General features: G+C 45.0%; 18 protein-coding genes. 5 read left to right on the plus strand and 13 right to left on the minus strand.

What is annotated here, in order from left to right; all coding sequences use genetic code 11:
* Nucleotides 1-130 precede the first annotated feature (130 nt).
* The gene (locus GN112_RS00080; RefSeq protein ID WP_155308346.1) at nucleotides 131-1,390 is read right to left on the minus strand and encodes an MmgE/PrpD family protein; all 1,260 of its coding nucleotides are present in this window, start codon (nucleotides 1,388-1,390) and stop codon (nucleotides 131-133) included.
* Between the two features lie 634 nt (nucleotides 1,391-2,024).
* Here GN112_RS00080 and GN112_RS00085 point away from each other — a divergent pair.
* A complete protein-coding gene (locus GN112_RS00085; protein ID WP_155308347.1) occupies nucleotides 2,025-3,563 on the plus strand; it encodes a class I adenylate-forming enzyme family protein in 1,539 nt (512 codons plus the stop codon).
* Nucleotides 3,564-3,684: 121 nt separating this feature from the next.
* On the opposite strand, the gene GN112_RS00090 is transcribed toward GN112_RS00085, so the two are convergent.
* The 12 genes from GN112_RS00090 to GN112_RS00140 all read right to left on the minus strand — a co-directional run bounded on the left by GN112_RS00090 (nucleotide 3,685) and on the right by GN112_RS00140 (nucleotide 18,418).
* Nucleotides 3,685-4,263 carry a DUF4258 domain-containing protein gene (locus tag GN112_RS00090; RefSeq protein ID WP_155308348.1) on the minus strand — a complete coding sequence of 193 codons (579 nt, stop codon included), beginning with the start codon at nucleotides 4,261-4,263 and terminating at the stop codon, nucleotides 3,685-3,687.
* Between the two features lie 52 nt (nucleotides 4,264-4,315).
* A complete protein-coding gene (locus GN112_RS00095; RefSeq protein ID WP_155308349.1) occupies nucleotides 4,316-4,837 on the minus strand; it encodes a response regulator in 522 nt (173 codons plus the stop codon).
* A gap of 1 nt (nucleotide 4,838) precedes the next feature.
* Nucleotides 4,839-6,572 (minus strand): sensor histidine kinase, encoded by a 1,734-nt coding sequence (locus GN112_RS00100; RefSeq protein ID WP_155308350.1) that lies wholly within the window; start codon nucleotides 6,570-6,572, stop codon nucleotides 4,839-4,841.
* Between the two features lie 57 nt (nucleotides 6,573-6,629).
* Nucleotides 6,630-7,079, minus strand: coding sequence for a Crp/Fnr family transcriptional regulator (locus tag GN112_RS00105; protein ID WP_155308351.1), 450 nt, complete (start codon nucleotides 7,077-7,079; stop codon nucleotides 6,630-6,632).
* 24 nt (nucleotides 7,080-7,103) lie between these two features.
* Nucleotides 7,104-8,993: a TRAP transporter large permease gene (locus GN112_RS00110; RefSeq protein ID WP_155308352.1), complete on the minus strand. Its 1,890-nt coding sequence runs from the start codon at nucleotides 8,991-8,993 to the stop codon at nucleotides 7,104-7,106.
* 59 nt (nucleotides 8,994-9,052) lie between these two features.
* Nucleotides 9,053-10,105 (minus strand): TRAP transporter substrate-binding protein, encoded by a 1,053-nt coding sequence (locus GN112_RS00115; protein WP_162458705.1) that lies wholly within the window; start codon nucleotides 10,103-10,105, stop codon nucleotides 9,053-9,055.
* Between the two features lie 79 nt (nucleotides 10,106-10,184).
* Entirely contained in the window at nucleotides 10,185-11,468 is a 1,284-nt protein-coding gene (locus GN112_RS00120) for an OmpP1/FadL family transporter (RefSeq protein WP_162458706.1), read from the minus strand.
* A gap of 454 nt (nucleotides 11,469-11,922) precedes the next feature.
* Nucleotides 11,923-12,144: a benzylsuccinate synthase beta subunit family protein gene (locus GN112_RS33505; protein WP_162458707.1), complete on the minus strand. Its 222-nt coding sequence runs from the start codon at nucleotides 12,142-12,144 to the stop codon at nucleotides 11,923-11,925.
* A gap of 108 nt (nucleotides 12,145-12,252) precedes the next feature.
* Nucleotides 12,253-14,841, minus strand: coding sequence for a glycyl radical protein (locus GN112_RS00125; protein WP_155308355.1), 2,589 nt, complete (start codon nucleotides 14,839-14,841; stop codon nucleotides 12,253-12,255).
* A gap of 26 nt (nucleotides 14,842-14,867) precedes the next feature.
* Complete coding sequence (locus GN112_RS00130) at nucleotides 14,868-15,047, minus strand: benzylsuccinate synthase gamma subunit family protein (protein ID WP_155308356.1); 180 nt, start codon at nucleotides 15,045-15,047, stop codon at nucleotides 14,868-14,870.
* 183 nt (nucleotides 15,048-15,230) lie between these two features.
* On the minus strand, nucleotides 15,231-16,205 hold the full coding sequence (locus GN112_RS00135; protein WP_155308357.1) for a glycyl-radical enzyme activating protein: 975 nt from the start codon (nucleotides 16,203-16,205) through the stop codon (nucleotides 15,231-15,233).
* A 944-nt stretch (nucleotides 16,206-17,149) separates the two neighbouring features.
* On the minus strand, nucleotides 17,150-18,418 hold the full coding sequence (locus tag GN112_RS00140) for a lactate/malate family dehydrogenase (RefSeq protein WP_162458708.1): 1,269 nt from the start codon (nucleotides 18,416-18,418) through the stop codon (nucleotides 17,150-17,152).
* 354 nt (nucleotides 18,419-18,772) lie between these two features.
* Here GN112_RS00140 and GN112_RS00145 point away from each other — a divergent pair, with 354 nt between their 5' ends.
* The 4 genes from GN112_RS00145 to GN112_RS00160 all read left to right on the plus strand — a co-directional run bounded on the left by GN112_RS00145 (nucleotide 18,773) and on the right by GN112_RS00160 (nucleotide 23,076).
* The gene (locus GN112_RS00145) at nucleotides 18,773-19,978 is read left to right on the plus strand and encodes a TetR/AcrR family transcriptional regulator (RefSeq protein WP_231716895.1); all 1,206 of its coding nucleotides are present in this window, start codon (nucleotides 18,773-18,775) and stop codon (nucleotides 19,976-19,978) included.
* A gap of 554 nt (nucleotides 19,979-20,532) precedes the next feature.
* Nucleotides 20,533-20,976, plus strand: coding sequence for a benzoylsuccinyl-CoA thiolase subunit BbsA (locus tag GN112_RS00150; protein WP_155308359.1), 444 nt, complete (start codon nucleotides 20,533-20,535; stop codon nucleotides 20,974-20,976).
* A gap of 25 nt (nucleotides 20,977-21,001) precedes the next feature.
* Nucleotides 21,002-22,171 carry a benzoylsuccinyl-CoA thiolase subunit BbsB gene (locus GN112_RS00155; protein WP_155308360.1) on the plus strand — a complete coding sequence of 390 codons (1,170 nt, stop codon included), beginning with the start codon at nucleotides 21,002-21,004 and terminating at the stop codon, nucleotides 22,169-22,171.
* 155 nt (nucleotides 22,172-22,326) lie between these two features.
* Nucleotides 22,327-23,076, plus strand: coding sequence for an SDR family NAD(P)-dependent oxidoreductase (locus tag GN112_RS00160; protein ID WP_155308361.1), 750 nt, complete (start codon nucleotides 22,327-22,329; stop codon nucleotides 23,074-23,076).
* Nucleotides 23,077-23,090 lie beyond the last annotated feature (14 nt).

The raw sequence follows: 23,090 nt of genomic DNA on the forward strand, positions 1-23,090 counted from the left end.
GACTATCTGTCGATTGGGGATGATTGTCTGGAAAAGCCAGATGGCAGGTTATTCTACCTGCCTATTTTCAAGAAGGGATACATGGGGTTTATCTCTGATGGTAGCGTAAGTTGACTTTTTTTCTCTCTTCTCAGGTAGTAGAGAGAGACTCCTTATAAGTAGCCAAGTCCATAAATTTTTCTTTCATCTCCGGGAGTGTAAGTGGAACACCCGGTGACCCTTTAGATTCCTTGATAAATTTATTCAGGGTTGCACCCTGTTTTGTTTTTACCGTCACTATGGTCTCAAACATAGTGAGTTCAGGATTCAGTAAGACGTTGATCCTGTCTCTGATAGCAATTATATGAGGATCATTCAGATCTTTTGAAGTGAACATATCTCTGCTGACGCGCCCTCTTATTAAAGCGATGGCAGCGCAATGCTGGACGCTAAATTTTCCCTCCAGTACCTTTTGCGGGTTTTTCCGGTTGACCACGCTATATGGCAAGGGTCCGAATTCGATCTGGACCTCTTCAACGTCCGCGGCAGTGATGTTTTCTTCTTTGCGAATGGCTTCGATGGCCTGGATGGTCGAATGCGTGGCAAGCGCGGAAGCATAGGGTTTAAAGGCGATATCCTGAATATGGTGCTGCTTTCCGAGACCGGTCAGCATGTCACTGGATTGTGATTTGGGCGAAAAAACATTTTTCAGGCCGAAGCGCCCCTCGAAAATTTCATGGCTGCTGTCAAAATTCCTTCTTGCCAGGGCCATCGACAAAATCCCGTCCATGGCCGCTTTTCCGGCATGAAAAGGCTTGCTCATGGTGCCGAAGACCTCGCGCAGGCCGGAAACCTGGGTTCCCGTGATCCCGAAGGCATTCACGATTTGCTCCGGAGAAAGACCCATCAGTTTTGCCGCGCTGGCCGTGGCACCGAACCGTCCGATCGTGGCGGTGGCATGCCATCCGTATTCATAATGGGTTTGGCCGGCAGCAATGCCGATCCTTGCCGCAACTTCAAAACCGATGATGAAGGCCGTGATCAAATCCCTGCCGGAAGCCCTTTTGTATTCCGCGACCGCAATGGCGGCCGGCGCCAGGCAGACGCTGGGATGGATGCCGGCATCTTTATGAGTATCGTCGAAATCTAGGGCGTGTGACATGGTACCGTTGATAAGCGCGGCAAAAAGCGCATTGGTCTTCACCCCTTTTCCGATGATCGTGGCATGGGGATTTCCGCCCATGATATCAATCAAATCCAATAAAATATCGCTCACCGGCTCCTTTGAGCCCCCAAGGGTTACGCCTATCCAATCCAAAATGCATAGTTTTGCAAAGCGTTGGATATATTTTGGAATACTATCATATGATGTAATATAGATATAATCGGCAAATCGTTCGGCAATGGTCATAATTTTATGTTTCGCATTCATTAGATCATTTCCCGTTCCCATTGCCCGTAAAGGGGGTTCATCATCGCTATTGCAGATATTATGTCATACCCAAAAGCCTTAGATAGGACGATATAATTTAACTTTAATTTAATTAATTATTGAGTTATATTCAACTCCACTAACGTTCCGATGTCAACAATTGTTTCAACAAGCCTGATATGGATCAGGACTGTTTTCGTATCGATCTGCGGCTTAACCAACTGGCCTATGCCCAAGCCCTAACCCGAGCCGGCTATTATCCAATGGTTGGCCAACTCGCCGGTCATAAAACTGTCGATCAAAAAGGAAGAATCGACCTGTAGTAAATAATCTAAACTTGTTTTTCAGAGAGCGAAATCAAAGTTGATCGCTAACCATAGAATATGATATAATATTCTTTCTATCAAAAAGCCTGAATATTGGAAATCGACAACTAAGGCGATTGGCGGAAAAGAATATACCAGAATGCGCATGATTTTCATTCGTATTCAAGGCGGGCTTTTTTACGCATAGTGGGGCTATGTGTGGAAACGCCCAACGCAGAAGACGGATGAAAAGCAGGCGGGTATATTCTTTGACAGAAATCGCCTAACGACTTGGAGAATTGAAACATATGAAATGGAGCGTGGGGAAAATCCTCAGTAAAAGAGCTCTTTTAACTCCAGATAAAATAGCTGTAATTTTTGAAGATCATCCAATGAGTTACAAGGAATTGAATCTTGAAGCAAACCGAATCGCCGGAATTTTTGAGGAAAAAGGTTTAATAAAAGGTGACCGTATTGCGGTGGATCTGCTCAATTGTCCGGAATTTTTGGCCTGTTATATGGCTGCTGCCAAGTTAGGAGTGATCTTTGTGCCTTTAAATTTTCGACTGGTCTCTCGTGAACTTGAGTACCAACTGAACTGGTGCCAGTGCCGTTTGTTGATCTTTCATGATATTTTTGCTCCCCAAATCGAACCTATCCGTCACCTTGTATCCATTGAGGAGGGCAGTTTCATTTGCCTTTCAACGGATTCGGAAGATGCACCGTTTTGCCCTTCTTGGGCATTAGATTATCATCAGGCAATTTCAGGAAAAGAACCAAAAGAACCTGAAATTGATACTCTAATTGATTTGGATGATCCGCTTTTAATCCTTTATACATCCGGCGTTACAGGTAATCCCAAAGGAGCGGTAATTACCCATGGCCAAACCTATTTTAAATGCTTTCAAATCATTAACTATACAGACATGCGTCAAGATGATATTTTCCAATCTCAGGCGCCGCTATGCCATTCCGCTGGACTCTGCGCAGTTGCGACCCCTGCCCTATGCCGCGGAGCCGCTTTGCTGATGCGCCAGCATTTCGATGCGGCCACGTTTGTTAGAGATATTGAAAAATACAGGGCAACTATTGTATTTGGCCTGACTACGATGTTTCGTTTCGTCCTTGAAACCGGACTGCTCGATACACTTGATATCAGCAGCGTCCGGATGTTTTTTGGAGGTGGAGAGAGAACCAACTTGGAACTCCTTGATACGTTGAAAAGCAAGGGGGTTTCACTTTTAATGGGGTTCGGACAAACTGAAAATTCAGCAATGGTTCTGATGCCGCAATGGGCTTCAGACAAAAAGCCCGGTTCCATGGGGTTACCCAATTTTTTTACTGAGTTGTGGATCGAAGACAATAATGGAGAAAAACTGCCTCCTGGACAAATCGGTGAAGTCGTCGCAACCGGGCCTAGTGTTATGAAAGAATATTGGCATATGCCACGGGAAACATCCGGAACGATTATTAATGATAAGCTTTATACTGGTGATTTAGGATACTTAGATGAGGACGGATTCGTTTATGTGGTAGATCGTGCAAAGGATATGTACAGAACTGGTGGAGAAAACGTATACCCAGCAGAAGTGGAGGCGATATTGTCATATCACCCAAAAATTGAAGCTGTTGCTATCATTGGCGTGCCGAGTGATAAATGGGGTGAGACTGGCAAAGCCTATATCGAGTGTAGACCAGGGGAGAGCCTTATTTTAGAAGATATTCATAGCTTTCTAAATGGTAAAGTTGCAAAATATAAACTACCCACCATCATTAAAATTGTGGATGCATTACCCAGAACAGTATGGGGAAAAATAAAAAAGGCTGAAATCAGAAAATGGAAGTGAGTCCAGGCATGGTGATATTCGCCATGGTCCTCGACACACATCCGGGCGAACGCCACTTTACCGGTTGTCCGAATTTTTCGAGTAAAGGGAATCGTGACCAAACTGATTCCTTTGAAATTCTTTACTTATACTCCAGTACAAAGACTTTTTCGGTTCCTGAGTATCTGCTTGTTTCGATTCTGTCATTTATTTTTCTGGCAGATGAAGCTGAAATATATTTTTCACCACATTGCATACATAATCCGGCGGGAACATTTTTGATTACATAGAGTTGTCCTTCGAGCCGGTAATCAAAATTTCCCACGGTAATTTGCTTAATTTCTCCATTACAGAAAAAACATACTTGGCGTTTATCGCCCATACTCTTGTCTCCAGGCTGACTTCGTTGATAGGAATTTTTCCAGATAGGCAGTGAAGGGATATAGGCGAAGAGAATGACTATCAGGCTGTTTTGAGTCTCGGCGCAAATCACATGCACAGGTTTCTTTCCTGAAAAGCCAAGAATCAGATAGCTGCCTCCTCTACTTGGATGTTTATGGATTTCCAGTATTTTGCCGAATAAAATGGCATCTTCGATTTCAGTAATATGGATCTTACCCTCAGTCAGAAACCGCATAACGTGTTCGGAGACCAAATATTGTGATTTTTTAACTCTTTCCGCTATCCAATCAATCTTTTTAAAAGGGTCGGCAAATTTCATAAAGTTATAATTAAGCGATCGCTATTACGAAAAAGGAGTTTAGCTGCTAAGCTCAAAAATCAGGCTCCATTACAAGAAATTCTTTTTGCACCTGCCGTATCAAGTGAATAAAAATATACTTCAATGAGCTATGAACCTCTGGAATTGCCAGCGCCACCTTTTCCAAGAAAAAGGTAGCGCCTGATTTATACGCTCTTTCCATCAATTCATAATTGGGCTTGATCGTATAACAAACAACCGGTAAATCCGGAAACGCCTTACGAATCTGTTGCATGACATCCAAACTGATGTCTATTGCACGATTGCGATCATTATATTTTTGTTGTGCCTGTTCTACCCAAAAAAGATCAATCAAAACGATGTCCGGAGACTCCTTTTTAATTAATGCTTCCCACGCATCGATTTCGCCACTTTTAATCAGTTCAAAACTAACTCCAATCCCTTGCGTTGACGCATCGAGGGATTTAGAAATAGCGTCTATCCAGTTATCGTCCCAGGCCAGCTCTTCTTCCGCATGCTTCCCTCTGAAAAGATCACTGAAAATATCATCAAAAAACAATATTTTTATTTCCATTTCATTCCCTCCCGTTTGTATTGATGATATTGAATACCAATTTAACTAAGTACGGATTTTCTTCTTTATAAATTTTCCCCCCTAGAGCTTCCATGATGCTTAAAACCTGTGGCCAGCCTCTGCCGGAAACGGTTTTATATGGCAACCCATTATCTTGAAACGTGATAATAATCGTTTTGCCTTTTAATTCTACATTGATATCAATTTTCCCGATTACAGTGTCCTCTTGTTGTTGTCGGGCAATTATCGATCGCGTACTATTGGTAAAAAGGTTCTCAAAGATATCTTCAAGCTGCTCATAGGTCCCGGTAACTTTTTTATTTATCAGATTGTTGTCCTCAATACAAAGGTTAATGATCAGATGCGGATTGCTAGCCCTGAGCTGGCTGATGTAGGCACTCAACCATTTTAATAATTGAATATTTTTTTGCCTTCTTTTTAGTATCAGTCCCTGTTCATGAAGACTGGACAGCAATACTTCCAAGCCTACAAGTGCTTTAGATACCTCAGGATCACAATATACCTCAGGAAACTTTTTAACCAGAGTGCCCTTTAACGACGCTAAACAATAAAATCCAGGATTATGTATCTGATGGCTGATAATTGAAAGGTGCCTAGCCACCCTTTCATTTAGCAGAAAAGATTTAAACAGGGAATTATACAACGACAGAAAGGGTTGCATTTTAAGAAAAGGCTCAAATTTCGGCCTTCTGGAACCTAGAACGACAGCTCCCAAATCCTGGCTGAGCATGTGCAGTGGATAAATTACGTAAGATTTGATATGGTCATTGCATTTAATAATGAAATCCCGCTCCTTTTGTTTCAGTCCGGGATAGGTTGAAATTCTATTTCGAAATCGAATTAAGCGGCGATCATCTGCTTTTCCCTCCACCGGATATGTGATGTCGCTACCATCACTTAAAACACTGTCAGAGGAGGCAACAAAATCTTGAAGGAATACTTCCATCACTTCGTCACCGAACCATGCAACCAGACGAACGTTTGACGTACTTAGCCCTCCTGTTTTAAAGAAACCATAACCAATATCAGCAGAGGAAAGCTTTTGATAGGCACCTATTGCGTCTCTGAAATTAACGATCGTATCTGTAGCAATGAATCGGGATAGACTTGCTAGCTTCCGATGAGCTGTATTAATGGCAACTCTGTTTTTGATGTCTATAATATAATTCATAAACAGGGGACCATATTTTTGAGCGAAATCATCAACCAGTTCTTTTTCAGATTGATTATACGGCTCTCTACCCCGGTAGCGGCTTAACTCGATGGTGCAGAAAGTACTCCCACCCCTTTTAATTGGTACAATGATAATACTCGCCGTAGGTTTTTTTATCTCTTGTACATATTCATCATTCATTTCCTGACGAATCTGTAAAAAAGGGTTAGGCTCGCCCTGAAAAGTTTTTGACCAAATATCCTCGACAAGAATAGATTTACCGGATTGAATGACCCTCCCTGTAAAGCCCCCCTGGGGATCGAACGGATGCAGACCCATCCCGTCCCGCAACCATGGCTTTTTATCTTTGATAATGAAAAGCTTTTCCACGGGTCCGCTTTTGGGTAACAAATTTATCTGGCCTATATCCGCATCTATCCCCACCATCAAAAGACTTAACACTTCATGCAAGATGGTTCCCACCGCTGATTCATCGCCGGAAATTGCCAGAGAGGCGATTCTCTCGAGAAGACGCTCAGCGCTAATTCTTTTTCTCTTCATTTTACTTAACCAGTAACCTCTGGGCAGAGCTCGTAAAATGCTGCCGAATTTAATTGGCTATACCTTAGGTATCGGATAGGTTCTGTAGACCAGCCTGCGTCTGGCAATATAGGCAATTTTTTTCATAATTAAATACCCCATCTGAAAATTCTGATAAAAGAGAAGTTGAAGTTCATCGTTCCGAAAGCGAATTGCTTTTGTCGGCATCAGTGTTTTTGCATCACTGAGATATTCATGTTTTTTAGATTCAACCAAGGATGAAAAACCTATGGCACCACCGGCCCCAATTGTTTCCAAACGGACGATTTTTCCAGAAAGGGTTTCTAGTTGTAAACCCACCTCGCCCTCTAAAATAACATAAAAGTAGTCTGCCGACCTTTTTCTTTTATTCAGGTACACATCACTGTCGTACATTCTTAGTTCAGCAATGCCAGCGATGCTTTCAAGCATTTCATCAGACAAATCTTCGAAAAACCGAACAGGCCTAAGAATGCTTTTATCAACCATGCGATCATCCTCCTGTCTATAGCATTATCTTATAGAAAGCATTTCAGGAAGCCAGAGAGAAATGCCGGGATAAAAAAGCAAAATCATTGCTACAATTAACATCATGATGGCAAAAGGTAAATTACCTTTTGCGATGGTCCAGAGATTATCTCTTGCAATTGCCTGAATTATAAAAAGGTTCAAGCCGACCGGCGGTGTGATAAGAGCCATTTCGATAAATACCATTAAAACGACTCCGAATACAATAACATCAAGTCCCAGAATAGGCATCAACGGATAGATCACTGGAATGGTAAGCACTGTCATGGCAAGGCCGTCCAGAAACATCCCCATAACGATATACATTGCAAGCAGACAAAAAATCACTACCCCATGGGAAAATCCCGATGTAACAATCCATTCTGTAAGTAATCTTGGGATTCTCAAATGAGCGACTAGATTGCTAAGCAACATGGCGCCGATCATAATCATCATGAGTGAAGATCCCAATATCGCACTTTCTTTTAGAATGTTGATAAACGTTTCCCAGTCGATTTGTTTATAGATAATTGCCGTAATAAGGCAATATACGACAAAAACAGCAGCAGCCTCTGTAGGCGTAAAGATTCCTGTATAAATACCGCCTAAAACAATTCCGGGCGCCAAAAGTCCAAGAAAAGCGTCCTTGGTCGCGGTTATTTTTTGCTCCCAGGTAAAAGAAACCCTCTGGTATTTTCCGGTAAGAAGGCTTGCAAAAAAAACATACGTGACAAAAAAACCGACCAATATGGCAGCTGGAATGAATGCGGCAGCAAATAACGAGGCAACTGACGTATTTGTTAAAAAGCCATAAACAATCAGGCCGGCACTGGGAGGAATAAGAACGCCAAGCGCGCCACCAGCGACACTTCCATAGGAGATTTCCTTGGTGTATCTGTTGGCGAGTAGTTGAGGAATGGCGATTAAGCCAATCGCACCGGCTACAGCCGTACTAACACCGATCATTGCTGAAACCAAAGCACAGGCAACAATAGTAGCCATTGAAAGTCCGCCGGGGAGCTGACCGCTCCACTTACTAACCATATCGTAAATTCGCTCTCCAATACCGCACTTGGCCATAATTACACCGCCCATAATAAACAGGGGGATCGCCAGAAGAACAAAATTATACAGGGTTTTTTCAATAATAACAGGCACCATCGTCAAACTTTGAAATTCTCCGAAATTAGCAAACATACCTATTATCCCGGTCATACCCAAGGCGATGCCGACGGGGACGCCACCAATTAAAAAACAAAGAATCAGTATGATGATTCCCAAAAAAGGCAAGGCATATATAAAGTATACGCCGAATACGATAGCAGTCATAAAACCGCAAATCAGTACTAATGGGAATGTTTCATAAACTCCAGATTCCTTTTTCAGGGATGTCAGCGATTTAATATCCAGCAAAGTATTTCGAAGCACCTGCAAAAACAGCATACTCATGGTAAGCGGAAAAACAAAATCTAAAATCCACTTGGAGTATTGTAACAGACCGATACTTTTTATATCATTCTGATAGGCATCCAAGCACGTGTGAGATCCATAGTATCCGACGATTGCTGTAAATGTCAAAACAACGATATTGGTTGCGATTCCAAGAGATAAACTGGAAGATTTAGGCAACCTAGAAATGAAAACATCAGCAACGATTTGTCTTCTTTCTTTTGAGGCATAGGATGCAGCCAGCAAAACGAACCACATCAGGGTAAAAAGTGAAACTTCGAACACCCACGTTGTCGGTTTACCAAAGATTCTTCGCGTTATGACTTCGTAGTTCGCAAAAATACTAACGAAAAACATGGCAGCACCGGCGACGGTTCCAAAAGTAAGTGAAAGAAAATCGATAATATTAGCACGGTTAGGGTGAAGCCCTGAGTCGGGTGTTTGCATGCGTTTTATTTCCTCGGACGAAGCGATTAAATCTCTTGGGGGTTATAAAATTAGTCCTTTCACTTATTTCTGGCCTGAATCATATAACCCCATAATTTTTCACCCATTTCTTTACCGCATCGTTTGATTATCAATTCATGCATTGCCGGGTAAGCAAGTTTTCTTAACTTGACCCTTTCATCATCAGATAAAAAGTTCATCTCTTTTACAAGCCCGCCTTTAAACTTCTGATATGTCAGTTCTGTTTCTTTGGCAATATATTCCCGAGCCCATAGAGCAATTTCCTGCGCAGCATCTTCCAGAATCTTTTGATTTTCGGATGTCAGTTTTTTCCATTTATTCATGGTCATTGCATGCCAGAACTGAAGAAAGGGGCTGGCATAATCCTGAATAATATAGGGTGTGGCCTCATACCATTTTGAGAAATAAAACCGTCCGGGACCTGTACAGGCGCCATCGATAGTCCCTCTCTGAAGCGCCATAAAAACCTCTTTTATGCTCAATTCAACGGGGATGGCGCCAAGCGCCTTGTACATGGCCGCTTGTGCGGTTCCACTTGCTCTCATTTTCAAATTCTTGTAGTCGGCCACTGTGTGAATTGCCTTTTTATTGGTGCCGACAACCGAAGTCCCATAGGAAATGGGCGTCAGGAGTTTTGCCTTTAATTTGGTTGCAAACATGTTATCCGCAATTTTGCGCACTTCAGGCATATCTAAAAACCGATAAAAATGTTCATAATCGTCCCAGCATCCCTGCGCTCCAAATGAACTGATAAATTCAAGTTCCGGAGATCTTGCCCCGACATAAGCAACATGTAAAAGTGCCATGTCAACGCTGCCGTTTACGATAGCCTCAATTTCGCTTTTCGAGTCGTATAGCTCACCTGACGGGTAACGAATAACAGTGATGTTGCCATTGCTCTTTTTTTCCACAACGTCTTTGAATTTATCGGCAGCCAGTTCCAAGCAACTTCCGGGAGACAAGTTGCTTGACAGGCTCAGTTTAATTTTTTGGGTGGCTTCGGATTGAATCGGCCCGGCAAAGAAAAATAAAACTCCCAGCACAATGGGAACAAACCGATAAATTGGTCCAAGCAATAACCTGTTTTTCATTAATTCTCCTTTGATCTTATTTTTCTTAGGACTCATGCAAAAGTGGATGCCCATCATCTTTTTTAAACAGCTTCAGCCACTACCAGTTTATCACGACCGATAGCATTACAGACTGAATGTCGTTATCTAATGTGGCGTCGCTTAATTCACTGTTTAGCGCCCCGGACGGATATCCAAACTGCTCTTCAAGAGAAGCGTCGTAACCATGAATAGCGTCGGATTCGCTGCTCCCCACAAATCCATACATATAGGCAAATCCAATTTTCAGGTATTCAACCGGTTTTACGGAAAAACCAAGCGTTACGGTGTGATCGATCTCGGTAGGAACATAGGGGTTTAAAAAATTATCATCCATTGGATTATCGTTGAAATGATAACCCAGGGACACCTTATACATTTCGGAAATAAAGTATTCGACACCGACCCCGAAAGTTAACTGGTCATCCACATTGACGGGAACTTTCATCGACATTGCACTGAATTCAAGTTCCATTTCATCCCAATGGCTGTCCCAGTTGATATATTTAACATCGCACGACAGTCTCAAAGAAGGGATAGGCATATAACTTATTCCCAGACCGGCATTTTGCGGAAACTGAAGATCCTTCACTTTGACATCCTGCTGCCGGATATCAGTATCTCCCATCTTAATATATCCATCGGCATGTTTTGTTTCTAAATCCGAAAGAAATGTGGGGCTTTCGTAGTACAAACCCACGCTTAAGTTATCAAATGGCTTGTAAAACAAACCAACTGCGCCAGAAAAGCCCCAGCCATCCGCTTGCCCCATATCAACATACGCCGCTCCCATAGGAAAACGCATGTCCAAAGAGGCGTAATCAATGCCCAGACGAACTCCGACTGAAAGATCAGGGGTTATATCGTAAGTAAATGCTGGCCCCAACCTCAGGTGAAGAAGTTCAGACGAAGCGTTTACTGACCCGAAATTTTTTGACCACACCGAATAGTCTGTTGCGACCGCATCAACAGCGGCAATTGTAAAGCCGTAAGCAAATCTATCGGATTTGTGGGAAAAACTCATTCCGGGAGCCAAAAGGAGCCAGTCTTTATCTGTTGACGTATATCTTTGACTATCCGTCCCGTTATAGGTGTAATCGAAGTCGGGAAAAATAAAGATAAGATTTAAGTCTAAACTGTTTCCCTTGGTTTCTGAAATTACGGCAGGATTAAAATTCATATTGCTGGGATCTTCTCCGTTGGCAATTGAGGTGCCTCCCCGCGCCATTGAGTCCGCGTTATATCCTATTGGCCGAGTAAAATCTATGAACGCATCGGCATTTTGGATTCTGGAAAAGAAACACAATACAATAATAATGAAAAATCCAATTTCTAATCTTTTCATCTTTTTCCTCATCTTTCCTCTTATGCACAAATAATAATAAACCACTTGAATAAACGTCGAATACTCAATGTCGTTTTCAGGATATCGAAAAACTTTTCAAAGTACTGGATCATCCTTGGTATGCTTGTGATGGTTGACAAAGTTGGGGAGGAGAGATAGTCTGTTATATGAATTCAATCGATTCGGCACATGAATCAAAACCTGAATTCAGCGTTTCCCATTTTGGTGCTGTCTAAAAATACAGGAGAGCGGAAGCCTTGCCCAATACATCGGCTCAAAAATGAGAAACCCTCCAAGATTGCCGATCTCACCACATCTCCGATATCAATGTCCATCCCGTGTAGGCGGCCATAGCGGAACGAACGTTTCCTTGGATCGGCGGCAAGATCGACAATTGTTTAACTTGGGTAAAAATCAAGACCCAGTATAAGATTTTTTAACGAGAGGGCAAAAATTAAACATGATCTCTGAAGCTTAATTCCCCCTCTTCATAATGCGTACACGTCATATTGTGTACATCCCTGACCCATCTTTTCCAGACGGAACCCGCTTTAGTCCTGTTAACGGTACACTGGCCTTGATTCGGATTTGTAGGGTCCGCGATTTCCCATTTGCAGTTTCGACAGGGCTTCTTGGTGCCCATTTCAATATGTAGCTGACTTTCAACAACACTCATGATGTGCCTCCATTTGTAAAATGATTTTAAGAGGTCTATGGTTTACCTCCGGTATGCGGCCATGGACGGCCGAATACCGGAGACAGGTATAGGTTTTGGACTGTGTTTTTACAGATCGGCGTCGATAAATTCGTAATCCTCCGCGCCGAATTCCTGCTCGTTTCTGGCGATAATCGTATTCTGCCCATAGGTTGGTATGTCGACGAACCTGGCGCTGAAGCCCGCCACCCGGACGATCAGATCCTGATGTTTTTCAGGTTCTTTCTGGGCCGCCTTCATTTCGGCGGTACTGACCACGTTGAACTGCACGTGATCGATATTCAGGTCATGCCAGGTATCCATATACGCATGCCATACGTTAAAGCCATGTTGACTTCTCATAATAGGCAAAGACAGACGTTGGTTCAAAAGATTTGCCTTCTGATTTTTTTGCACCCTGGAGACCGATCGCAAGACGGCGGTGGGTCCCTTGGTGTCCGTACCCATATAGGGTGAGATCCCTCCGTCATCGGCGGCCTCGCCCCCGTACCGTCCGTCCGGGGTGGGGCCGGTTCGTGAACCGATCTCCATATAAAGCCCGACCGCCTGTCCTACGGGTAATACGGGGCCGCCGGAATAATTGGTGATCTTTCTCATTTCACCGCCGATGATGTCTTCATAGAAATCCTTAATGATTGCATCGGCATACTCATCATCATTTCCCCACTTGGGAGCGTTTTTAAAATCCTTCCGCATTTCTTCAAAACCGTCCCAATTGGCCTTCAGCGCATCCATGAGCTGCTTCATGGTGTACTTTTTCTCATCATAAATAAGCTTTTTAATGGCAACCAATGAATTCGCGGCTACAATGGTGGTAATCGGATTGTGCCAGCCGTTGGGTTGTTCGGAAAGCTCGCATGCGTCTCGGCCGAGTTCCATGCAGCCGTCGTCAATACTGGAAACGAACGGCATCTGGAGAAATTTTCCTTCAAAATAACGCAAGGTGTCTTTGCACCTGATGACCAGACTGGCTGCGTACTGGTACTGTACTTTGAACGCTTCCCAGAGTTTCTCGAAGGTATTGAAATCCTCCGCGTTGCCGGTCTTCGGGCCCAGCTGCATATCGGCGTATGACCAGTCGTAGCCGTCATTCAGCGTAACCTCCATGATCTTTGCCGGGAAAATGGAACCGCCGCCTTCAGAACGGGTCTTTTGGGTTTTTCTTCTTCCATGAATTCCGGGAGACATACAAAGGACATTTACCCAGTTGTGGGCCTCCTCGTCAGTCGCACCCTTTCCCTCGGTGCTGAATTTGCCGTACTCCTTCATCTGTTGGACGCCTATCTCGTCATGCTTGATGGAAGGATATCCCAGGCCGTCCCGAATACAACCAAATACCAGTTCCTTGGTCTTTGAGCGTCCCTTTTTTGAATACCGGAACATAAGAGACGGTTCCGTGGTCCGGATGTTTCTCGTTGCCTCCAAGATCGCATCGGTCATATCGTTGCAGGCATCGGACCCATCCGGAAGCGTACCGCCGAGGGAGATAATAAAAAGGTCATTGGATCCCGGAAAAATTTCCCGGTAAGCACGGGATTTGCCGGCCCCGTGTTCGGAGACCTTGAGCCGCTCCATCTCGACCATCTCAACTACATCCGCATGGGTCATGGGCTGGAAGGACTTATCGATCACACTATTTTGGTAATAGGGCCACAAAAGGGTATCCTCTTTGTGGGCCATACCGCTTGCATAACGGTCAATGGCATGGCAAAGTAGATAAGTATACCATTTTGCCTGGAAAGCGTCTTTAAGCCCTTTGCACGGTTCGGCCGGAACCCGTTGATTGATATCGGCAATCTCCAGCAGTTCCTCTTTACGTTTGGGATCGGTTTCGAAGTTTTCAGCAACGATTTTGCATAGCCTGGCATGGCGTCTGGCCCATGCGATAACCGCCTTGTCCACGAGAATCATCGCTTCCCAGTTATCGATCTTATCTAACCACGCAAGGCCTTTTGTCGCGTCCCACGGCATTTCAGCCATTTTGTCCTTGGCCATTTGGATGTTTGCTTCCGCCAACTCGATCCGTTTGAGCAGGCCGTCTTCGAGGACCGTTTCATAAGGCGGTACGATACTGTTATAACCGGTGGCAAACCCCGGGGCTTCCATGGTACTGACCTGGTACATCCGTTGAAGATCCTCTGGATCAAAGTAATGCTCGCATTTGCTCTGCATGCTGTACGGCACCCAGTAATCCATTATCTCTCTGGCTTCCTCCACTGGCTGAGGCGCGTAATCGGTGATCAGGTAATCGGCGACAGCCATATAGGCAAGTTCGGGATAGAGAGGAAACATGTTCGGATCTTCGGCATGGTATCCGATGATAAACTCGTCATCCTGTAAAACAACCGTGCATTTGTTCAGAATGTTGGCCAGCCCCAGCGCCCTGCGCATCACTTCCGGCTTTCCTTCGCTTGCTTTATGCGCTTCGGTCAGCAGCCGCATTCGCTCGATTCCGGCGCAAACCCCCTTTTCCACAAACTCCCCCGCCGAAGCATGTTTCCACCTGCATCGGGCTTTCAGTCTTTTGGTCCTTTCCGTGGACGGCTTGGCCAGGTGCTCGTGCAGTTCCTCATCTGGAATCTCATTTTCTGCAGCATATTCCAAGGGAAACTCCACCTTCTTTCCTTTATAATCAATCGCTTCCGCAGTTGTTACCATTATGGTCCCTCCTTGTGGGTTTTAAATTATTTGGAAAGTTGCAAGTCTTCGGCAGTGATCTCCTGGTCGGCGAAAACGGGCTTCGATAACCAGTATGTCCCTTTTTCGTCTCTAACCTGTACAACGAAATCACCTTTTCCTGGTTCAAAATCATCGGCATCTTCAGGAATCGCAAAAAAGTTTTTGTGTTCTCCATAAGTGGTCATTTTTTACTCCTTTCAATTAATAGTTGAGCAAGAGTCAATTGTCATAGGGCCTTACAACGTGACATAGAAAAATAGGCATAATATCTTGTGGTTCATTGTCCGACTTAGACGCCATATGTTGTTCTCGAACAATTCAGTGATGTTGTTAAGGATAAAGATAGTTAATAACATTGGCAGGTAGTCTCATTTTTTTTGCTTATCACCTCCCATCCCCACCATGCCGCCAATGGTAATCTTTTTTATGCCGGCTGCTTTTAGCGCTTGGACTAGCGGTTTAAGGTTGCCGGCCGGCATATTCTTCACGTTTTTAAATTGATATTCATCATGCCTGCCGAGGAATCGATATTTGGACTCGCCATAAACATGATAAGGCAGGGCATCGACGCCGTGGATATTATATTCAACAAATTGCCGCAAAAACTCTACATAGGCTTCGAAATCTTTATTCGTGTCATTAAAGCCCGGAATGATAGGAAGGTGTATTCGGACATTCGCTCCCGATTCGAGAAGTTTTTGAATGTTGCTTAAAATTGGTTCCAAGGGCCATCCCACGGTCTCTTTGTGTTTTATCGGGTCGAGAGATTTTATATCTACCAGAAACATATCGACATAGGGCAAGAGCGGTTGAATTTTTTCCCATTTTGCAAAACAACTGGTCTCAATGCCCACATGGATTTGTTCTTCCTTTAATTTCTTCGCTACTTCCAACGTAAATTTGGGGAATAGCAGGGGGTCTCCCCCGCTGATAGTAACGCCACCACCGCTGTTTTTATAAAATGGCCTGTCGGATATCACTTCCTTGATAATAGCATCAAACTCTAATTGCTGACCGACGGCTTCCCTTGCTCCGGTTGGACATGCTTCAATGCAACTCATATTCACGCAACCAGCGCACTTGCTGCGGTCAATGTTAAGAACTGGTTTGCCGTCAGCACTTGTCTCCATTGTTGAAGCTCCGCTGGGACAGACTTCAACGCATTTTCCACAATGAACACACTTGTCGGAATGATAATAAAATTCTTTTTCTGTGTGCTGCGTCTCAGGATTGTGGCACCATGGACAGTGCAAGGGACAGCCCTTGATAAAAATCGTGGATCGGATTCCAGGACCGTCTTGAAGGCAGAATTGTTGAATTTCTGTGATAAGCGGTATTTTCATATGCAACATCCTTGATAGTCATGACCGCCAGCAAAGCGGGAAGCTCGACGAGTGAACCGCTCAAGGCGGTTATAGCAGCAATGCAGTCTCACAAACGCACAAGTGAACAAATTGCTCAAAAGCAGGGACCTGGTTAACCTTCCGAAGTCAAATTAAAAAACTAACTGTTACTATAGTTTCACACGAATTATGAGTACGATTCTACTTGGCAAATATTTTCTTGTCAACCATCTTTTTTATAAACCACTTCAAAATTTTGAATTATATTTTGTTTTGACTGACAAAAACCATGCAGAAAGGATGTAATCAGAAACAAATACAGATTGTTAAAATCAAATTGAGTCAAGATTTCAGTAACCCATCATTCGTAACCAATCATTCGTAGAGCGCATCACCAGCAAGGTGTGAAGTGAACGCATCCGCTTACCAACCATTCGATTCCAAATTAATTAAGTTCTGATAATATATGGGAAAAAGATATTGAATATCGCCAATAAATCGCCTCAACAACCTGATAATAAAGAATATATAGTTTTATGCCGTTTCGCCGAAAAGAATTTGGGATATATCAAATAAAGCCTGAATAATGCTCAAAAATAACTTTGATCGTCGTTTCGGTCACATCGCAACAGCCATACGATTGATGGGACATTCTTTTCGGCCAATCGCCTAAGCGTCACAGGGTGCCCGCAACCCTTGTCAAAGCGATGTCGAATTTCACTTTTGTCATGATGGGCGCTGATAGCGCATTCAGGTAAAAGCATTGCACGGCCATTGATTTGAATTCGATCGTGGCAGGGTTGGAGTGGGGTGACGGAATTTTATAGGATTCCGGCTTCCCCCCCACATAGCGATAAAAAAGGGTTTCTCTTTTAATTTGGCTTCATCAAGGCCCGTGCTGCTGAAGTGATAAAGAAACTATACGAGATGCATGGAAAAATTCGTCAAGAATCCAGAACGGGATGGTGCTGATCGGAACCGATGCAATTGGCTTGCATGGCTTTCACCCACTCTTTTTTTTCAGACCTTGTCAGCGTGAAGGGATGCTCCAGGGGTTCCGGCACCAGGGTCAGTCCGTTCTGCAAGCGTACCGGACCGCCGACAAAACTGAGCTGGCCGTTGCGATCGGGTCGATAGCTGAGGCCGTTGACCACTTTGCCGCACAGCAGTTTTTCAAACATCACGACCAATCCCCTGGCAGGTGAGCGTATGGCGGAACTTCCTTGGGATTCGACAATCTCTATCCCCCGCTGAATGGTACGATCCATTATCTGCCGGACTTTCTCGGCCGACAGCAGTCCTTCTGCCACGCACCGTTCGATGGATAGAGTCACACCATTGACAAATGTCACTTCGCTGCCTTGCAGCGGAATCATGTTGTTGTTGTGTTCACCGATCACCTGGGCACAAACATCGAGGACGCCATGGCCTTCCGCCTCAAGGGCTTGCCAGATAAAATGGCGGAAGCGGGCCGAATCCAGTTCTCCACCGAACCCTAAAATCTTGTTTGCGTTCACCCCTGCGTCCAGAACCACTTGCATCAAACGGAGTCCGATGGGATTGGTAACAAAGATATTCAAGGCTTTGGGGCTTGCACCATGGGTGCAGGCCACCACCTGCTTCAGCACCGCTTGGTTGCGGGACAGAAGTTCTTCCCGGGTGGGCGGCTTACCGATAGGTTCCAATGTGTCCGGGTTGATGGGCGCTGGCTTGCGGCCCTGGCCGATGGTATGAATGAATACATCCACCGGCTCCTCATCAGACGACGCAGCGGCAAAATCATTGTATGTGCGAATCTCGATGTCGGACCGGCAACCGTCGGGGCCTTCGAGGTACATCCGATCGGTCAGATCCATGACATTCCCGGTCGCTGGCCCATGACTGTTGGTCCGCACCAGTCCTATCACTTTCTTTACGATACGTGACTTGGCTACCTGCAGTATGGTCTCTTTGCCAATCCCGCCGCTCGCACCGGTAACACTGACAACCATTTTGGGCAGCAACACGCTCTGGGCCCTGTCACAAAGCCGATCTAACCGTCCCAGAATTCGTTCATGCAATTCCCGAACATTTTTGACGCGATGCGCGCGGTTGATCAACGCTGTTATGTCCTCGGCAAAATCGTCGGTTAACGGCATTTTTCGCTTGCGTAGGGCAGCCAGGACGTCCTGGGCGCGTTGATGCCAGTCGGGATCACTGATAATGGGTGTCATATGCATCCGTTCAATCATGGACTGAGTAATTTCCGATTAAATAATCGCATATTAACTTAGATCTCGTTCTTTGTAAAACAGGTTTTGGTGATTTTGATGAAATCGCAAAAAGCAGCTTACCCCGGCTTTTATTGGATGAAAATAACTTTTTTAAAAGCCATCAGTGTTACATTATATTGCTTTTTTTTAGAGTATCATTCTATTCTAAATAAAAAGTCATCCGGAACGTCTGCCCGGTCCGCTTATCCGTTCCGGTCTGGCACCGTCATTTTCATGCTGAATTGAACTTGCCAAACCTTCAGCGTAAGTAATAAAATAGATGCCAATAATTTTTTTGGTACAAAAGGAGTGATTGTGGGGAAAAACAACAAAAAGGAGGCGATTTTGGCGGCGGCGCAGGAAATCTTCTCCGAAAAAGGACTGCGTGATGCAACCATCACCGAAATCGCTCAACAAGCCGGCGTGGTCGACTCGATCATTTACCACTATTTCAAGAACAAGGAAGACCTGCTGTACTGGGCGCTCGCCAAACAGATGGAATTAGCGCTCAAAGAGCTCTCCTTTCACTTTGAGGGAATCATGGGACCGGTCTCCAAGCTCGGCAAGATGGTCTGGTTCCACCTTTACATGAACGACTACAATACCGGCAACGCGCGCATCTACAAGAACCTGCTATTCGAATGCCGTTCCAACAAGACGTTCCACAAGCACGAAAGCCGCAAAGCGTTACAGAAATACACCCGGGTGCTGGTGGATATTCTTCGCCTGGGGGTGAATGATGGTTATTTTCGCAATGATTTGAATCTCATCCTGATCCGGGACATGATCTTCGGATTTCTGGATGAGGAGTCCCTGGCCTGTCTTTCCGCCCATGAAATATCCGAGACGCTGCCCGATTTCGACGCCATCATGGAGTTGATTCTGACCATGATCGAAGCGCGGCCCGCCGACGGCGTTCAACCCAACGAAAAGGCCAACAAGGCCGATCTCGTCCGCGAGGCCGCCAAGGATATTTTTGCCGAAAAGGGATTCAACAAATCCACCACCGTGGAGATCGCCAACCGCGCTGGCGTGGCCGAGGGGACGATCTATGAGCATTTCAAAAACAAGCAGGACCTTCTGTTCTCCATTCCCAGGGAGCAATTCGCCGCCTATCGGAGGCAGATGGAAGAAGCCCACCGATCGAGCAACGCCTTGGTCCAGCTGCGCCAGATGATGTGGAGCCACTTCTGTATCTTTGTTTCTGACCGGCGCTTTCTGTTGGTCTATCTCAACGATATCAAATTGAATAAAAACTTTTACACCACCGACGCCTATCCCAATTTCATGCACTACCTGGACCCGCTTTACGACATCCTCGAGCAGGGCAAAAGGAAGCGGCTGTTCAAGCCGAACCTGAACAACCGCATCTACCGCAACCTTTTTGTGGGCGCGTTCACCCACATGGCCATCCGCTGGTTCATTATCGGCGGTGCCAGCCCGCTGACGGTCATGGAAGAATTCAGTCAGGCGTGTGACCTGCTCTGCCGCGCCGTGCTGATCGATCCGTGGAATTCATGAATTTCCCAAAGAAAGATTGATGAACGCGTAAAAAGTCACCATTGTGGCGGATTCGAAAAAAGCCCGATATCGGCGCCTGCGCGAATCCTTTGTCACTTCGGCGTACGCTCAGCATGCCTCATTCCTCAGGATCCGTAAGCCTTGATCTCGGGCTGTTTTCGAATCCGCCAAGATTTCAGCTGAATACGAGCGTTTCAGCGGGTCATCACGCTGATTGCTTGGCTTCACCCGTGACGCATCGAACATGCGCTACGGCCCTGGCCGAGAAGTGGTCAGTCATAAACGTTTCCTGAATATTAATCTTTTTCACAGCCGGCCTCTTTGATTGTTGGCTACGTAGTTGGTTTTTTTTATAAACGCTGACGATAGCCCACGATTTCAAGGTTTGTCAGGCTTTTCTAATGGCAGCGGTGGTTAACGTTCAACTATATCGTCTATCGGTGTAAAAAAATAGTTGACAAGATATTTGAATTATATTTGAATAGCACTCAGTTAATATATTTATCAAAGTCAAATTTAATTTATTCATTAAAACGGATTGAAAGGAGAAAGAGATGGCAGAAACTAAGAAAAAAGGAAAAAAAAAGGAAAAAGAGCCGGATATTGTCTTTTTCCATCCTGATTTGTTTGAGGTTCCTGAGGACGGCTCAGCTCCATTTTTAAAGGGCTATCGCTGCAAGAAATGTAACCAGATCGACTTTCCCAAAATAAGCCCTTGCCCCAATTGCTGGGGTGAGGAATTCGAAATGGTTGCGCTTAGCAGAGAGGGAACCGTTTACAGCGCAACGGATATTTATATCGGCCAGGCCGGTATGGAGACCCCCTATGTTTTCGGATACGTTGATTTGCCGGAGGATTTAAGGATCTTTGCCCAATTTGAGGCTGATGTCGAAACCATTAACTGTGGTGATAAAGTTGAAGTGGTTGAAGGAATAATCCGCATGAACAATGACGGCCTTCCTTTGAAAAGTTATAAATTTAAAAAAATAAACGAATAGATGCGAGTCATATTGGGGAGGGTATATGAAATTTCAAAGAGACGTCTATATCGCAGGAGTCGGAGAAACTGACTTTAAACGTCAAAAAACCGATTTTGATGCCTTGGGACGGCAAGCGGCTTTTCAAGCGATAAAAAGCTCAAATATCGATAAGCCGGATATTATCCAAAGCGCCTATGTGGGCAATGCCACCAATGGCCTGGTCACCGGTCAGACCGTGTTTACCAGTCTTGGCATGTGTGGACACATGCCGATTATCAATGTGGAAAGTGCCTGTTCGGCCGGCGGGATGTCGGTGTATTGCGCCATTAAGGATGTAGCAACGGGACTTACGGATATATCTATCGGCGTAGGGACTGAAAACCACTCAATGCATAGGGCATCCGGATCTGCCTTTTCCCCCGCCATGACAGATATTGAAACCATGCACGGGGCCGTGATGACGGGAAAATATGCCTTAAGGGCAAGGCGGTATATGTACGAAACCGGTGCAACAATAGAAGATTTGGCGCTGATTACTGTAAAAAACAGAAAACATGCCGCAAACAATCCCCATGCTTGGTTCAAGGGAGACATCAGCGTGGAAGAGGTCGTCAATTCAAGAATGGTTGCCTATCCGTTAACACTGCAACAATGCTGCGGAATTTCAGATGGTGCGGGCGCCGTAGTGGTTTGTACAAAAGAGATGATAAAAAAACTGGGCATTGAAAAACCGGTTAAGGTGAACGGTTCCGTCGTGCGGTCCGGTCCTTATCATAACCGTCCGCGCGATATTACCGCCGACGACATTACCGAAGCAACCGCTGAACAGCTTTACGAGGAATCGGGTATCGGACCGGAAGATGTGGATATCCTTGAAGTGCATGATGCGTTCACGATTGCCGAACTCCTGTACTATGAATGCCTCGGGCTGTGTAAGAAAGGAGACGGTCTCAAATTTTTACGTGATGGGCAGGCAACGTATGGCGGGCAATGTGTTGTAAGTCCTCGAGGAGGGATGTTGTCCTACGGTCATCCCATCGGAGCATCCGGTGCGGCCATGATTGCATCGCAAGTCAAACAGCTCCGGGGTGAATGCAATGGCTATCAGGTTGATCCGATACCGAAAATAGCCATGACCCATGTCACCGGCGGAGGATTATCGGGAACCGAGCACGCTGCCTGTACGATGCACATGTTGTCAGCTGCCTGGTAAGATGTATCGGCTCATCGTGGATTCGTGTGAAAACCAAACTTGTGGTTTTAATTTTCGCCGAAAATCAGTGGGGAAAATTCACACCAATCCGAGATGAGCCGTTGTATCTAATCATATGTTTTTGTAATTTTTTATAGGTAAAGGAGGGACCGAGAATGGGTGGTATAAAAGATAAGGTCGCAGTCGTTTCCGGTGTAACGAACGAGATCGGTGAAACCATCAGCCTAAGATTTGCTGATGAGGGCGCGAAGGTTGTCGTCTGTGATATCGACCAACAGCGGGTAGACACCATCGTTGAAAAAATCAAGGGAAAAAATCAACAGGCAATGGGGTTTGCAGTGAATTTTTCAGACCCCGAAAATGTTAAGAAAACCATTGATGAAATCACGGATAAATTTGGGGCCATCGATGTTCTGGTGAATAATCTGGATGAATCGCAAGGCTGGGAGATTGCCGACGTGACAGATGAGCGTTGGGAAAAGTCTTTAGCCGCAAACATGAATGCCGTGTTTTATTTTTGCCGTGAAATCGTTCCGGGTATGCGAAAAAATCAATATGGAAGGGTAATTAATATAAGCGGTATCGATTACCTCGGAGGGCCGGGAAAATCGAATTGTTCGGCGACAAAAGCCGCGGTTTTCGGCCTGACAAGATCCCTCGCACTTGAATCCGCAAAAGACAATGTGACGATAAATTGCGTGATCAAGGGCGATATTGCAGGATCTGATATCTCAGAGGAGCAATCCGAGAAAATGGCTGCACGGATCCCGGTGAAAAAGGTCGGCAAACCGGAAGATGTTGCTATGGCTGTTAACTTTTTTGCGTCGGAGAGCGCCAAATATGTAACCGGTCAGATGTTGTTCGTCTGCGGTGGAAAAAGCTTGTACTCTTCCATGTCTGTTTAATCGGCCGGCATCAT

The organism is Desulfosarcina ovata subsp. ovata (genome assembly GCF_009689005.1).
In the GTDB taxonomy this organism is placed as follows: domain Bacteria; phylum Desulfobacterota; class Desulfobacteria; order Desulfobacterales; family Desulfosarcinaceae; genus Desulfosarcina; species Desulfosarcina ovata.